Origin of the sequence: Hydrogenovibrio sp. 3SP14C1 (assembly GCF_029625905.1) — a bacterium.
Classification (GTDB): domain Bacteria; phylum Pseudomonadota; class Gammaproteobacteria; order Thiomicrospirales; family Thiomicrospiraceae; genus Hydrogenovibrio.
This window is the reverse complement of the sequence record NZ_JARTLM010000014.1, coordinates 20,624-35,691: the sequence shown is the minus strand read 5'-3', so window position 1 is coordinate 35,691 and position 15,068 is coordinate 20,624. Positions and strand designations below refer to the sequence as shown.

10 protein-coding genes are annotated in these 15,068 nt (G+C 43.6%); 3 read left to right on the top strand and 7 right to left on the bottom strand.

Going from position 1 to position 15,068, the window contains the following annotated elements:
- Positions 1 to 50: 50 nt before the first annotated feature.
- Genes P8629_RS11085 through P8629_RS11075 form a run of 3 tightly spaced genes read left to right on the top strand, consistent with a single transcriptional unit; the run spans position 51 to position 4,820 of the window.
- A complete protein-coding gene (locus P8629_RS11085; RefSeq protein WP_278166200.1) occupies positions 51 to 1,304 on the top strand; it encodes an OmpP1/FadL family transporter in 1,254 nt (417 codons plus the stop codon).
- Positions 1,305 to 1,325: 21 nt separating this feature from the next.
- A complete protein-coding gene (locus P8629_RS11080) occupies positions 1,326 to 2,615 on the top strand; it encodes an MFS transporter (RefSeq protein WP_278166199.1) in 1,290 nt (429 codons plus the stop codon).
- 51 nt (positions 2,616 to 2,666) lie between these two features.
- The gene (locus P8629_RS11075; protein WP_278166198.1) at positions 2,667 to 4,820 is read left to right on the top strand and encodes an AMP-binding protein; all 2,154 of its coding nucleotides are present in this window, start codon (positions 2,667 to 2,669) and stop codon (positions 4,818 to 4,820) included.
- Positions 4,821 to 4,852: 32 nt separating this feature from the next.
- On the opposite strand, the gene P8629_RS11070 is transcribed toward P8629_RS11075, so the two are convergent.
- From P8629_RS11070 to P8629_RS11040, 7 genes are all read right to left on the bottom strand, one after another.
- Complete coding sequence (locus P8629_RS11070; RefSeq protein WP_278166197.1) at positions 4,853 to 6,538, bottom strand: BatD family protein; 1,686 nt, start codon at positions 6,536 to 6,538, stop codon at positions 4,853 to 4,855.
- Between the two features lie 47 nt (positions 6,539 to 6,585).
- Positions 6,586 to 8,580: a VWA domain-containing protein gene (locus P8629_RS11065; protein WP_278166196.1), complete on the bottom strand. Its 1,995-nt coding sequence runs from the start codon at positions 8,578 to 8,580 to the stop codon at positions 6,586 to 6,588.
- Positions 8,580 to 9,629 (bottom strand): VWA domain-containing protein, encoded by a 1,050-nt coding sequence (locus P8629_RS11060; RefSeq protein WP_278166195.1) that lies wholly within the window; start codon positions 9,627 to 9,629, stop codon positions 8,580 to 8,582. The genes P8629_RS11065 and P8629_RS11060 overlap by 1 nt, the downstream gene beginning before the upstream one ends.
- Positions 9,626 to 10,105, bottom strand: a complete 480-nt coding sequence (locus P8629_RS11055; protein ID WP_278166194.1) for a DUF4381 domain-containing protein — start codon at positions 10,103 to 10,105, stop codon at positions 9,626 to 9,628. Before P8629_RS11055 ends, P8629_RS11060 begins: the two co-directional genes overlap by 4 nt.
- Complete coding sequence (locus tag P8629_RS11050; protein WP_278166193.1) at positions 10,105 to 11,019, bottom strand: DUF58 domain-containing protein; 915 nt, start codon at positions 11,017 to 11,019, stop codon at positions 10,105 to 10,107. The genes P8629_RS11055 and P8629_RS11050 overlap by 1 nt, the downstream gene beginning before the upstream one ends.
- Positions 11,020 to 11,039: 20 nt before the next feature.
- Entirely contained in the window at positions 11,040 to 12,011 is a 972-nt protein-coding gene (locus P8629_RS11045) for an AAA family ATPase (RefSeq protein ID WP_278166192.1), read from the bottom strand.
- 170 nt (positions 12,012 to 12,181) lie between these two features.
- Positions 12,182 to 15,007, bottom strand: coding sequence for a methyl-accepting chemotaxis protein (locus P8629_RS11040; protein ID WP_278166191.1), 2,826 nt, complete (start codon positions 15,005 to 15,007; stop codon positions 12,182 to 12,184).
- Positions 15,008 to 15,068 lie beyond the last annotated feature (61 nt).

Here is a 15,068-nt window from a genome sequence, read left to right as displayed (position 1 = left end):
GAAAAAGCTTGAATGGTACAATTCGGAAAATTTCAAAAAAAGATTTTACTATGAGACATTTACGAATTAATTCTTTAGTCGGCAGCTTATCTTTGTTGTCTTTTTCAGCTATGACACACGCTTCTGGTTTTGCTTTGATTGAACAATCTGCCAGTGGTCAAGGCCTTTCTTATGCTGGTGCAGCGGCGTCAACGGAAGATGCCAGCGTCATGTGGTTTAACCCGGCTGGGTTGACGGAAGTAAAAGGGCATGAATTGATCGTGGGTGCGCATCTTATTATGCCTAAGGCCAAGTTTACGAATGATGGATCTTATTTATCGGTTCCAGCTAATAAAATTCAAGGACCAGGTGATGATGGGGCGACAAACGGCTTCGTACCGAATTTTTATTGGAAAGGTCAATACAAAGACTACCATTTAGGATTGGGGATTAACGTGCCTTTCGGTCAACATATTTCCTATGATGAGAAATGGGTGGGACGTTATCATGCGACTGAAACAGATTTAAAAAGCTATAACATTAACCCTGCTATTTCCAGAAAATTAACCGACACCTTGTCTTTTGGGGTTGGGTTGAACGCTCAGTATGTCGATTTAACGATGGAAAAAAAGGCTAATTTGGGGTCGTCTACCGGTTCCGCTGGTGACGGTAATGTCAAAATTCAAGCTGACAGTTGGGGTTACGGATACAACTTCGGATTTTTGTGGCAGCCGTCTCAGTCAACACACGTGGGGCTGTCTTATCGTTCTACGGTGACACAAAATGCGAAAGGAACCATTGATTACACACCAAATTTCAGAACAGATGGTAACATCTCTTCAACGGTTAATCTGCCAGCAATGGCTGTGTTAAGTGTTAAACAACGGTATGGGCAGAAGTTTGAATTATTGGCAGGCGCCACTTGGACTAAATGGAGTGATTATGACTCTTTGGTGATTAAAGATGACGCTGGTCAGACGTTGACGAATACACGTCAGGACTTTAAAGACAGCTGGCGTTATTCGTTAGGGGGCATCTATCAAGCAACAGATGCTCTAAAATTACGCACAGGTTTGGCAATCGACTATACTCCGATTTCGAATGAAACCCACCGAAGCCCAAGAACACCAGATTCAACCCGTAAGTGGGTTTCTTTTGGGGCAGGCTATCAGCTCAATCCACAATTGAACTTGGATTTTGCTTACAGTCATTTGTTTGCTGATCGTTCTAAAGTAAACTACACCACAGATGATACACATTATTTGGTGGGTAGTTATGAATCTTCAGTCGATATTGTCAGTGCACAACTGGTATGGAAATACTAATCTGAAGCCGAGTATTGGCTTATGAAAGCATCGGTTTTTTTTTCAAAGCGTTTTTTTCCGTTATTTTGGGTGCAGTTTTTAGGCGCCTTTAACGATAACCTCTTTAAAAACGCTTTGGTCATGCTTATCACCTTTCGATTGGCGGACACTGCGGAAGAAGCAGGGCTTTTAATTACCTTGGCTGCAGGACTCTTTATTCTACCGTTTTTCTTATTTTCTGCTTTTGCCGGGCAATTGGCGGATAAATATGAAAAAACCACCCTTGTACGCAAAATTAAATTAACTGAAATTCTTATTATGCTGTTTGGTGCCATGGCTTTGGTGGCGCAGAATATGATGTTTTTATTTGCGGTTTTATTTTTGATGGGGGTTCAGTCGGCATTTTTTGGGCCGATTAAGTATGCTGTTTTGCCAGAGCACTTAAAAGATCATGAATTACTGGATGGCAATGGCTGGTTCAGCGCGTCGACCTTTGTGGCGATTTTGTTAGGCACTATCGTAGGCGGTTGGGTGGTTTTGACCGATAATGGAGCAACAGGTATGGCGATTGGTGTCGTCATGATTGCTTTGCTTGGTTATGTGGCGAGCCGTTTTGTTCCGACCAGTGCAACGGGTGATTCGACGTTACCCGTGCAATGGAATCTTTTGACCAACACCTATCAGGAAATGGGCCTTCGCAAAGACTTTCCGCAGGCGTTTTTTGCTGTTTTAGCCATTTCGTGGTTTTGGTTCCTGGGGGCGACCTATTTAAGCCAAATGCCGGTATTGGTGTCAAATTATCTGTCTGGTGACGACAAAGTCGTTTTATTGTTTTTAACTGTTTTTTCAATCGGCATCGCATTGGGTGCTTGGCTCGCAAGTCAACTTAAAACGCCAGTCAGAACCATTGTTAATGTTCAATGGTTAGTGATCTTACTGGTCGGCATTTCAGTGATGATATTACTGGGGAGCGGGTTGTTGAGCCAGGTTGAAAAAAGTGATCAGTTGATTGGGGTAATGGTTTTTCTACAACATTGGGACTATGTGATTATTTTGTTGAGCATGCTGACGATTGCTACACTTGGCGGATTGTTTATTGTGCCCTTGTATACGTTACTTCAAGTGCAGACTCAGCTGCATTATCGCTCAAGAATGGTCGCGGTCAACAATATCACTAACGCCATTTTTATGGTGTTTTCGGCCGTTTTTGTGATGGCATTGTATGCGTTTGATTTATCATTAATTACGATATTATATGGTGTCAGTTTATTGAATTTGGCAGCGGCTTATTGGTATTTACGCCGTAGTCGAGTTATTAAAAAGATGGCTTAAATCAGCTACGATTTTAAGTTCATCCAGAGTTATGAAAGGAAATCGCTCATTATGAGATGGTTAGTTAAAATTTTATTGAAGCTTTTTTACCGCGTTGAAATCAGCGGATTAGAGCATTATCACAAGCTTGATCAATCCGGTGAGCCGATGTTGATTATTGCCAATCACACTTCTTTGTTAGACGGTTTGTTGATTGGTAGTTTTTTGCCGGGTCAAACCGCTTTTATGATTGATGAAATCCATACGCGTAAATGGTATGAAAAGTTTTTACTGAGTTTTGTGGATCATTTCAAAGTCGAATTCCATAACCCTTATGCAACGAAAAGGGTCATTCAAGAGCTCAAAAAAGGCAAACATTGCATGATATTCCCGGAAGGTCGGATAACGACGACCGGAAGTTTAATGAAAATTTATGAAGGAACCGGTATGGTTGCGCACAAGGCCAACGCAACTATTTTGCCGATTCATATTCAAGGCGCGCACAAAAGTAAGTTGTCTTATTTAAACGGGATGCGTATGGCCTTTTTAAAGCAGCAGTGGTTTCCTAAAATAACCCTTAAAGTCTTATCCCCTCGTAAAATCGATATGCCGGGGCATTTAACCGGTCGTCAAAAACATACGTTCTTTAAAAATACGATTTATCGTATTCTTCGAGATACCGGCTTTGAAGGCTTATACGAATCAAAATCGGTTTATAAAGCTTTGGTGGATGCTTCCAAAGAATTCAACGCTAAGGACACTTGTGTAGAAGATATTAATCACGCCAAGCTTTCTCGTCATAAATTGTTGTTAGGCGCGTCTATTTTGGGCCGTAAGCTACATCATTTATTGCAAGATGAACAACGCGTCGGGGTGTTGCTGCCCAATGTCAGTGGCATGCCAGCGACCTTCTTTGCCTTACAGGCGTATGGGTATGTGCCCGCGATGATTAATTTTACCGCGGGTTTGGGACCAATGCGATCCGCTTGTAAAACAGCAGAATTGCAGACAATGATTACGTCGCGAAAATTTGTGGAAGTCTATCAATTGGAGCCAGTGGTTGACGCGTTATCCGATGAAGTGCGTTTTGTGTTTTTAGAAGATCTTCGCAGTGAGATTGGTTTGATCGATAAATTACGCGCCCTTTTAGTGACTCAACCGAAAAGGCTACCAGGCTATGGTCTAGACGAGGATGAAGAAGCGGTGGTGTTGTTTACGTCCGGGTCAGAAGGCGCTCCTAAAGGCGTGGTTTTGTCACATAAGAACCTGAACAGCAATGTTAATCAAATCTCTTCCATGCTGACGTTATTACCGGGTGAACAGTTATTTAATGCCTTGCCGACTTTCCACAGTTTTGGGTTGACGGCTGGTTTGTTATGGCCGATTCTAAAAGGGGCTAAAGTCTTTCTTTATCCGTCACCATTACATTATGGTGTGATTCCGGAGTTGATTTATCAATTAAATGTCAAAATCTTGTTTGGAACGGATACCTTTTATTCTGGGTATGCGAAAAAAGCGGACCCATATGACTTTTACAGTGTGCGTTATATGGTCGCGGGTGCCGAAAAACTCCGCCCGGAAACCCGTCGTTTGTATGCCGATCAATTTCATAGCACGATTTTGGAAGGCTATGGCGTCACCGAAACATCTCCTGTTTTAGCTGTGAACGTTCCGCTGAGTTTTAAAAATGGCACGGTCGGGCAATTGGTACCTGGTGTCACGCATAAGTTGCGCCCGATTGAAGGCATTAACAGCGGTGGTAGTTTGGTGGTGAAAGGACCAAATATTATGCTCGGGTATTTAATGCCTGATAAACCAGGTGTTTTACAGCCACCAGAAGACGGTTGGCATGATACGGGAGACGTGGTTGAAGTCGATTCGGAAGGCTTTATTTCCATTAAAGGGCGAGCGAAACGATTTGCCAAAATTGGTGGTGAAATGATTTCTTTAACCGCGGTTGAAAGCTATATTAATAAAGCGAGCCCAGAAGGTCACCATGTGGTGGTGTCGGTTGCAGATGCCCGCAAAGGGGAACAACTTATTTTAGTGACCAATGATGAATCCTTGAGCCGTCATACGGTGAAAGAAGCGGCGAAAACCGCTCAAGTTTCAGAAATTATGGTACCGAGAACGGTCATTTTGGTCGAAGAAATTCCGGTATTGGGAACAGGTAAAACCAATTATCCTGAAGTGCAAAAAATTGCAGACGGGCATTTCGAAACGTAATTCAATTTTATGCGTTAGTACTGCATGTCATTTTACGATTTGACCTCATTCGGATAGAGTGGATCGAGGTGCTTTCCGGCTTTCTTGGGTGCACGTGTGCTCTGCGTATTTAAATGCTTGATTTCGTCGCACAATGCCGACAAAGTGTCAGCTGGCAAATCTGCCTGGTGGTATAAATGGGCTTTTAACGCATACAAATGGGGTTTAAGGGCTTCATTGTATTTCGTTGGGTTATGTTGTTGCCATGCCAGAATAGCTGGATAAATCATTCTGGCATCTTTCACGCCATTTTTATTCTCTTGGCATAGCTTTTCCAGTTCAGGTTGATTATCTTGCCAGGCCTGGCTGTTTTCTTGCGATTCTGAGCTTAAAACGGCCATTGTTGTCCCCTTTCTTTTTCGATAAAACCGAATTGCCAGACCGCTACTAATAATCCAAAGTACCCCAAAAATTAGCGCAACACTTTGCCAGAGTCCGACCGGGTTGGCTGAGTCCACCGATGGAGGTGTTTGAGAAATCTGGTCAGGTGTCATGGTTTCGAAGGGATCTTGTTGTTGACTGACAGCGGGCAGCACGGTGATGGTTTTTTCGGGTAACGTCTGCGTTTCCTGTTTCTGGGTTTGTGTATTCCACCAGGTTAAAGTGATTTCCGGTAACGTCATGCTGCCTTCTTGGGTAGGAACAATAGCGATTTTTTGGTGTTTCTGACTGAGCATGCCCTGTTCGGTTTTTTGGTTATTATTGTCCGCTTGGTCCGGATAAATGTGGAAAGCCGCTTGGTCTTTAAATTGAAAATCGGGTAGTTGAGACGCTAGTAGGCCTTCTGCTTTTAACGATAACGTTCTTGTAATGGAGTCGCCAACTCTCACCGACGTTTGGGTTTGTAAATCGTCAGTTAGAGTGATTTCTTTTGCTGGCAACCAAGCGGTGTTTTTCGGATAGCTTGTCGGCTTGGGTAAGATATTCAATTCAATTGGCTGAGTTTGGTCTTTGACCGATTTTAACTGTCCTCGATATTGAATTCGGCCGTTGAAACTTTGTGGTGGAATGACCATTTTCCCGCTTTTTTGGGGATAAAACGCCCAAGTCCATTCATAAACATCATACAGTCGACCACTCACGTTTTTCTGATAGTGGAATTGATTGCGGATATTTTCCGTTATCGCCTGATGAAATGTCGGAGGACGAATATTGCCGTTAATGAATTGCCCTAAATGGTAAAAGCGTAAAGTGAACAGCACTTCCTGCTGCACATAAGGTTTCGTCAGGTTAATGCTCGATTCTAAAAAGCTGCTGCCTTTTGTTTTTCCAGACAAGGTTGTATTTTGGCTGACCTTAATTATATGAGGTTCACTCATCACGCCGCCAACCTTGATGGGTGGAATGACCAAATCGCCAACCTGCTTGGGGGTGAGGCGTAAATCCCAACGAGAGTAGGATTGATAGTTGCCATTGATGATTTCAATCTGACTGCTGCGTTGGGTGCCGAGAATATCGAATTGATCTTTTAATCCAGAAAAATCAGGTGTCTTAAAGGTCTGAAAGTCAGTTTTGATGACCACCGAAATGATATCCCCCATTTCGACTTGCTGATGGTCAACTTTTACCGTGACACTTTTGGCAAATACTTGGCTGCTTAGCAGAAGAACCAAAATGAGTGCTAAGGTAATCAAAATGAGTTTGGTTAGCCAACGTTGGTTTTTAGTGTTTCGATACATAGGGGTGACTCAATTCTAGGGTTAAATAAACAATATCCATTTCATTGTTACCAGATTTTATCGGGTTCTTTTCCGGATTTGGAGCCTTGTTGCTGGTATTGATACTCGAATTTACGCTTTAAAAATAAACCGGGTTCATCTGGAATTTGGTTGAGCCAGTTTTTCTGAGCTTGCTGAGCCTCGGTTTGCTGTTGGGTAAAAGGGGCTTCCGATCCCTGTTTTTGATCGGAATCGAGCGATTTCTTTGATAACTTGGTCGCCTCATCGGTTTGCTTTGAACTGGCTTTTGGCGTTTTTCCGTCCTGTAACGCAGTTGGTGAAGAAGCTGGGCTTTTCTTGGACTTGTCACTGCTTTTTTCTGACTTTTCGCCTGACGGTGAATCTGGGTCCGTTTCTTTTGGGTTAGGTTGATAGGGTTTTTTTAAATCGTTGTTTTGAGGCCCTGTGCCAGTTTCCTTTGCCTTGGAATCTTGGTTTCCTTGTTGACCAGACTGATCGGAATTAGAGGATTTGTTTTTAGGGTTGTTGTTATCAGGGTTTGAATTACCCGATGACTTGCCTTGTTTGGATTGTTTTTGCTTTTTGCTATCTGAAAGGGAAGGTTGTTTTTTCTGTGAGGCAAGAAGGGTATCCATCAGCTTTAAGTTCTTTTTAGCATTCGTCATATCGGGTGCCAGTTGCAATGCTTTCTGATATTGTTCCTTGGCTGCTTTGAAATCTCCTTGCTTTGCCAAGGCATTGCCTTGGTTATATCGTGCCTGAGCACTTTTTTCTATACCGAATTGTTTAGCGGCTTCTTTATATTTTCCTTGACGATAAAGACTTGCGCCTTTCCAAAGCGGGTCTTCAAACCGGTCAGCAGCCGTTTGATAGTCTTGGTTTTGCCACTTTTCATAACCTTGTTGGTCAGGAGATTTAAAAACATCCAAAAAAGTGACGCTACTATCCTCGTCCGTTTGAGTGTCTTTGGCAAAACTGGGCGAAGGGGTCAGCATCAAAGCGGGTAGTAACAGGGTTGAAAGACCAATTCCCAGCCAGGAAAATGCCCAGCCTCGGCGAAAGGCGAATGCTGCCAGCGGCACAATAACAAAGAGTAAATAGACCCCTGAATCTAACCAACTGGTTAGCGTTTTTTCTGGAGACTTTGCTTTTTCAGCTGCGTTAGCCACTTGCATTAAGGTGTTTGGCAACAGATCGGTCATATCGCTTTCTTGCATATCTAAGGTGGAAATATTGGCTCGTGTGCGCTGAGAAAGGTTATAAAAATCCTTAAAAGGCACTTTTGCCATAACAATCTGTCCATCTTCTTTTTTAATCAATCCATAGTCAGGCACTTTTATCGGTCCGCCATGAGCAGTTCCTACCACTAAGATACTGAGTGAAAGGTGGTGCTGTTTAACAAATTGAGCGATCGTTTTAATTTCTGGTTTTTCAATATCATCGGTAATCCAAATAATATGACCTTTTTGCACTTTAGCGCCTTGAAGTAAGGTATTGGCTTTCATAAATCCAGCCAGGGCATTTGCTCCAAAGCTTGGCATAATCAAAGGTGTCAGTGTGGGCGTTAAAGAGAGCAAGGTCTGGTTATCTTCTGAAATGGGGGCAATGGTATGCGCTGTCCCTGCATAAGCGACCATGCCCATATTGATTTCGGGGTGGGTTTTTAGCAGGTCGAGGATCTTATATCGTACCCGGCTGAGTCGATTGGGCTTGAGGTCATCCGAGAGCATCGAAAGTGACAAATCCAATAGAATAACGCTGCCTTGATTGCTTTTTTCGGCTGGCAGTTCGACTTTTTGCCAAGTGGGTCCAGACAAGGCGACAATCATTGCCGACCATAAAATCGCGAGTCCGAGTACGGCCCAAGGGAAAAAAATTTCGTCAGATTTTTTGCCTAATAAAATTGACCTGAACTGCGGTGCAATAATGTGATTCCAGGCCCCTTTTTTGCCCGTCATTTGCCAGAGCTTCCAGACAAACCAGAGCATTGGAATAAATCCTAACAGCCAGAAAGGGCGCAAGAAATGCAATGTCGTTTCCATTACCTTTCCCCCTCAGAAGAGCGTTTAAAAGCATGAGGAATTGGATAGAGTTTTAACCCCATCAGCAGTAAGCTAAGAAGAAAAACCAGACCCAGTGGCCAAATGAACAGTTCTTCTCTCAAACGATAATTATTAATATCGTGTGGTGTTGCTTCCAGTTGATCGATAAGGGTGTAAATTTCATTTAATTGATTCGTATCTTTGGCCATAAAAAATCGCCCGTGGGTTAGTTCAGCAATTTTTTGTAATGTAGCGGTGTCCATCTGACGATTTGATCCAAAAATAAATGCATCAATGCCGGTGGCTTGATTTCGGCCAATGCCGATGGTGTATATTTTGAGCCCCATTTTTTGAGCTTGCTTGGCAGCCTCTAACGGTTGTACCGCACCAGCCGTATTGGAGCCATCTGTCAGCAGAATCAGTACAGCATTTTTTTCAGCGTTTTGGTGTAAATGCTTGAGCGCTATGCCAATCGCATCACCAATCGCGGTATTATTTCCAGCCATACCGATTTCGGTTTCCTTCAGCAAGGTTTCGACAGTGTTGAGGTCATAGGTCAGCGGGCTTTGCAAAAATGCCTGACTGCCAAAGACCACTAATCCCATGCGGTCGCCTTGTCGTTTTTGAATGAAGTTCTTCACCACTGATTTAACGGCTGTAAGACGGTCTACTTCTGTACCCCCTAACGGCATGTCGGTTTTTTCCATACTGCCAGACAAATCTACTGCGAGCATTAAGTCTTTTCCACTGGCTTGAAAAGGGGTGGCATTTAAAAACCAAACTGGGCGCATCGCGGCAAGTAAGAGCAATAACCATAATAGAATGCCGATGATTGGAATACTTGTGATTCGACGAGAGGGTTGAACCAGTTGGGGCTGGGTGGTGTATTGCAATCGTTGCATTAAGTGAGGTGCCAACAAAGGGGTTTGGCGTTGGGCGGCTGGTTTTAAAACAATTCTGATTAGCCAAGGCAGTGGTGCAAACGCAATCATCCACGGCCAAATGAAATCAAATTGTTGCCAAAGACCTGATAGCTCACTCAAATTCATTTGTGGTGACCTTTGATCCACTGCATTGCATACGCTAACGTTTGTTGAGTTTCAGCTTCTGACAAAGAAGTGCTTGGACGATAAATCGATTCTAAACATTCTTGCAAGGAATCGGGCTGATTGATGTAAAGCGCGGTGTTGTGCAAAAAATCCACCCAGGCCTGGCCACTGAGATTGGCCACTGTGCGACGGCCGTAATTGGTGATGGCCACTTGCTTTAGCAATTTATTGGCGATTTGAAGTTTTTCTTGTGGCGTGTTGGCCGCTGTTAATGCTTTGTTAAATGCACTCAGCGCCTCTTGGCGATAACGGTTGTTTTTGCATTGGTTCAGGTAATACCAAGAGAGTCCAATTAGAATCCCTCCCAGACCAACAAACAATCCGATCAATGTTTGTGACAAAGGCCACCAGCCGACAGGGTCTGGCACCTGGATGTCTTTGAGTTGAGAAAGCAACTGCGCCGTTTTTGGGTCCATTATCGAATGACTCCTTGAGACATTAGCGCTTTCAGAGGGTCTTGTGAGGTGCTAACATCCATGAGCGGTAAATGCCAAGGCAGGAGCTGTTGTTGTAATTTCTGCCAGGCCTGCTCATAGGTGTGTTGGTATTGCGTTTTAAACGCGGTGTCTAAGGTATTCAATCCCATCTCGGTATGACCATCCGTAATCTTTAAAACACCGTTTGAGGGCAATGATTTTTCTAAAGGATCATAAACGTGAATTAAATTGATGTCGGCGTGTTTTTTTAACTGTGCCAATTTTTCAATAAACCCCGTACTGCTGTTTAAGAAGTCACCGATTAAAAATATCCGGGTGCCTGGGCGTAAGTGCTTTTGCAGTTGGGTTAAGTGAGTGAGCCAAAGGTCTTGTTGTAACGCCGCTGGGGTTTTGAGCTGTTGCTGAAGCGCAAGACTTTGGTGCAGCAATTGCAGCATTGTTTTAGGTGTATGACGTGGCTCAACCCAATGATGCGTTAATTGGTTGAAGACCAGCCCACCAAAGCGATCGCCCTGTTGTAGGCTCGTCCACCCAATGATTGCCATTAGATTAAGCGCTTGACTCGTTTTAAAGCGGACTTGTGAACCAAAAAAGAGGGGCGGAGTTTGCTCGACCAGGCAAATGACCGGCTTTTCCAGTTCTTCGGTAAATACTTTGGTATGAGTGGTTTGCGTTCGAGCGCTTACTTTCCAGTCAATATGGCGAACATCATCCCCCGCAGCATATTCACGAACTTCATTGAACTCCATGCCTCGCCCTTTTCGTACGGCTTGATGATAACCGCCTTTTTCCGAAATCAGTTTTTGTTGTGGCACGAGGTGACGTTGTTTCACGTGAAACCTGAATTCGATAAGCTCATCGAGTTGTGAATAAAGGCCAGTCTGATCAGACATGAAATTTCCTGAGATTCGTATTAAATTACGGGAACAAGTTTAAGCAACTGGTCAATGATGGTATCAGGCGTTTGGCCATTTGCTTCGGCTTCAAAACTGACCAATAAACGATGGCGAAAAATATCGTGAACCACTGCCTGCACTTCTTCCGGAGAGACGAAGTCTTGTCCTTTTAGCCAAGCAAGTGAGCGGGCTGCTCGAGATAAAGCGACGGTGGCACGTGGGCTGACGCCGTAATCGATATAGCGCGCTAATGTCTCATCATATTTTTCTGCCTGGCGTGTGGCCATGACCAGCTCGACAATATAGGTTTTGGTTTCCTCTGATAAATAAAGATTTAAGACTTCGTCTCGTGCGCTGAAAAGTTCCTCTTGTGACAGCAGCTCTGGGATGGGATCATTTTGATCTTTTGCTTCAAGTTCTACCAACTCTAAAATACGTTTTTCGGAAGCAGAATCCGGGTAATCAATTTTGACATGCATCATAAACCGATCCAATTGAGCTTCTGGTAGAGGGTAAGTGCCTTCTTGTTCGATTGGGTTTTGTGTCGCCATCACCATAAACAGTCGGTCTAGTGGCAAAGTATGTTTTCCGACAGTGACTTGCTCTTCCGCCATGGCTTCAAGTAAGGCTGACTGAACTTTAGCTGGTGCACGGTTAATTTCATCCGCCAGAATCAGGTTGTGAAAAATAGGCCCCTTCTGTAATACAAATTCACCCGTGGCCTGCTGATAAATTTCCGTTCCGGTAATGTCAGAAGGCAGTAAATCCGGTGTGAACTGGATACGCTGATAATTGCCTTCAATTAATTCGGCCAAGGTCTTTATTGCTTTTGTTTTGGCAAGACCGGGAGGCCCTTCCACCAGCATATGGCCATCAGATAAGAGCGCAATAAGCATGCGCTGGGTCAGGAGAGGTTGCCCGATAATTTGCTGGTCTAGATAGGATAGTAAGGTTTGAACTTTATTTTGTAAGGCTGAAAGTGATGACATCGGCGTTCCTGTTTCGATAAACGTAGTCTTGATGAATCAATTCAAACATTATAAGAGCTTTGAAACAATTCTCAATGGGGAAATCAGTAAAAGAACGTGGAGAAAAATGAAAGGGAGAATGCTTCAAAAAGGGCCAGGCCTGGCTCTTTTTGAAGCTGATAAATCAGGCATTAATGATGCGGTAATGCCTGCGTGTTAGAAACGCTTGCTTCAGCATTTTCCAGTTGGTTAATGGCCTCTACTAACGCATCAGATGTCTGTTCAATTTGAGCAACCTTTTCTGAAGGCAGTAAGGCCATTTTGTCGAGCATTTGAACGGCTTCTTCCAGCTGTTGATGGAAAGCCTTATTCAGGTTAACCAATTGCTGGTATGCCTGATGGTGCTGATATTGTTGGCCAGTGGTCAGTAACCATTTGCCCAGTTCACTTTGTTCAGAGTGGGTCACCATATTGAGGTCAAAGTCTTTTGAACCGGTATACAGTAATCCACTGATATTTGCACGGCATGCTTTGACTGCACGACGGGCTTGGGCAAAGTCAAAGTTCCCGGTCGAGATCGTTGTATTCAACGACAGTTGTGGGATATCAATTTTAAAGACCTGAGTCAGTTCAACCAAGCGAGAAATTTTCTTATCCATGCTTTGGGTATCTTCCGCGACTGTTTCTACTAATGCCGCATTCTGTTGGGTAATTTGATCCATTGAAGACACGGCTTGGTTGATTTGGCTGATACCTAGAGACTGTTCCTCTGCAGATTTGGTAATGGCATCGACCATTTCTGAAACAGAGGTGATGCGTTGGTTAATTTGAGACAGCATACTGGATGATTGCTCAGTCAGTTCGGTTCCATTAGCAATTTGTTCAGCAGTATCCTGCACCAATCGAGCGATATCTTTCGCGGCATCGGCAGATTTTTGAGCCAGGTTACGTACTTCGCCTGCCACGACAGCAAAACCTCGACCATGATCTCCAGCACGCGCAGCTTCTACCGCTGCGTTCAGCGCTAATAGATTGGTTTGGAAAGCAATGCTGTCAATCAAGGTGGTGATTTCAGAAATTTTACCACTGGCTTCTTCAATCCCGCGCATTGCTGAGCGAGTTTGATCCATTATCAGAGCACCCTTATCCGCATCCTCTTTCGCTTGCTGTGACAAATGATTGGCTTCTTTTGCGTTAGAAAGTGAGTGCTGCACGGTCGAGGTAATCTCTTCCATCGAAGCCGCTGTTTCCTCAATGGAAGCCGCTTGGTTTTGCGTTCTTTCATTCAAGTCCATATTGCCACGACTTACCTGAGTCACATTCTGGCTGGAACCGTCGGACATGAATTTAATTTCAGTAAACATACTACCAATATTGTTTAACGAGCTATTAATAATGTCTTGCAGTTTGGCCAATTGACCGGAGAACTCACCTTCTACGCGGGTGGTCAAGTCGCCTGAGGTTAACTGAGTTAAACTGTGAGTGAAACCGTTAAACCCATTTTCCAAATCAACCAAGGTATTGTTGATATTGGTTTTCAAGTGGTCCAAGTCTCCACTCAACGGTGTATTGATAGGTTGAGTGAAATTAGCTTGAGACATTGCTGTCATGGTTTGGTTGATTTCAGAAACTGCAGATTTCAAACTGGAAACCGTTTCATGAATGCTGTCGAGCGATTTCTTAAAGGCCCCTTCCGCAGGTACATCCTTCACTTCTACTGAGAAGTTAGCCAATTGCATTTGACCTAATACACGTTCGATTTCTGACATGGTGTTGTCCAAAATTTGAGCGGTTTGGTTAACGGAATTCTTAAGGCCATCCAACTCGCCAACGGCATCTGCGGTTACACGCGCCGACAAATCCCCTTTTTCAATCGACTGCATACTGGTCGTAATAGAGGCGATGACATTTTGTAGCATTTGTAACAATTCGTTGAAGTCTTTCGCCATCAAATTGACTTCATTACCATTGTTATCCGTGCTAACCCTGACCGAAAAATCACCTTGGTTAAGAACGTTTGATATTGTATTTTGTAGTTCTTTAACCGGGCGAATGACCAGTTTGTTTAAGCTCACTAAAATTGCGATGACCATTAAGATGACAATCGCTAAGATCGATAGAATCTGTTTAATGGTTTCGTTCAGAATGCCCGCCATTTCGGCATCAAATTTTGTGGTCGGTTCGGCAATGACCTGGGTTCCGACCAGCTTGCCTCGCATATCTTTGACCGGAATTTGGGTGATGAGTCGCCCATCCTGAATCAGCCAACCTTGTTTATTGAGTAGACGCCAGTCCATTTTTTGTGCCAGTTCAATGCTGTCAGGAGAAAACCATTTATTGTTGGCCAGTACATAATTGCCGACAGGGGTGTTTTTGCTCGCTTTCACACTGATTTTTAATGCTTCCTGATTAAGCAGCATTAAATAGTCCATGTTTCGTTCTTGGTAAGCCTTAGCCATCGATCTCAGGCCTTGGATAAATTCAAGCGATCCAATGTACTGCCCGTTGTGGAACAAAGGAGCAATGCCTCGAACTGCCAGCCCGGCACGACCAAGCTCTAGTACGCGAATCGGTTTTTTCTCATTGATGACCTTTTGTACCCCAAAACGGAAGGCAGATAAATCATCCCCATTTTTGTCGCGCCAGCTACGTAAAAAGGAACGGTTTTCCGGTGTGTGAATATGGATTTTGACGTTTTTATATTGCGTGTTTTCTTTATAGGTTTTGCTGATATTCCCTAGAATGTCATTCACCAGCGGCTTGTTATTATCGACAATAGCCTGAACCAGTTCTCGGTTAGAGGCAAAGCTCACCGCATTGGTAACACCAATATCAAGTTTTTTGTCCAGACTGCGCTCCACGTCCTGAACCATTTCTTGTGCGGTGTTATGAGCAATTTGCTTAAATTGTGTCTGGTAGGTCACCCAGCCAATAATTCCTAATGCGATAATTACTAATAAAGTAATAAAAAGCGATAGAAAAATAATTTTTGGCTGCAGGCCAAGGCGTTTAAACATAATAGGCGTCCCTTTGACTTAATATCAGAGTTATTTATAAGGGTATTGTATCTTATTGAAT

Bases quoted from the DNA above. Each gene is read 5' to 3' on its own strand.
- P8629_RS11085 (WP_278166200.1), top strand. From the start codon at position 51: ATGAGACATTTACGAATTAATTCTTTAGTCGGCAGCTTATCTTTGTTG.
- P8629_RS11080 (WP_278166199.1), top strand. From the start codon at position 1,326: ATGAAAGCATCGGTTTTTTTTTCAAAGCGTTTTTTTCCGTTATTTTGG.
- P8629_RS11075 (WP_278166198.1), top strand. From the start codon at position 2,667: ATGAGATGGTTAGTTAAAATTTTATTGAAGCTTTTTTACCGCGTTGAA.
- P8629_RS11070 (WP_278166197.1), bottom strand. From the start codon at position 6,538: ATGTATCGAAACACTAAAAACCAACGTTGGCTAACCAAACTCATTTTG.
- P8629_RS11065 (WP_278166196.1), bottom strand. From the start codon at position 8,580: ATGGAAACGACATTGCATTTCTTGCGCCCTTTCTGGCTGTTAGGATTT.
- P8629_RS11060 (WP_278166195.1), bottom strand. From the start codon at position 9,629: ATGAATTTGAGTGAGCTATCAGGTCTTTGGCAACAATTTGATTTCATT.
- P8629_RS11055 (WP_278166194.1), bottom strand. From the start codon at position 10,105: ATGGACCCAAAAACGGCGCAGTTGCTTTCTCAACTCAAAGACATCCAG.
- P8629_RS11050 (WP_278166193.1), bottom strand. From the start codon at position 11,019: ATGTCTGATCAGACTGGCCTTTATTCACAACTCGATGAGCTTATCGAA.
- P8629_RS11045 (WP_278166192.1), bottom strand. From the start codon at position 12,011: ATGTCATCACTTTCAGCCTTACAAAATAAAGTTCAAACCTTACTATCC.
- P8629_RS11040 (WP_278166191.1), bottom strand. From the start codon at position 15,007: ATGTTTAAACGCCTTGGCCTGCAGCCAAAAATTATTTTTCTATCGCTT.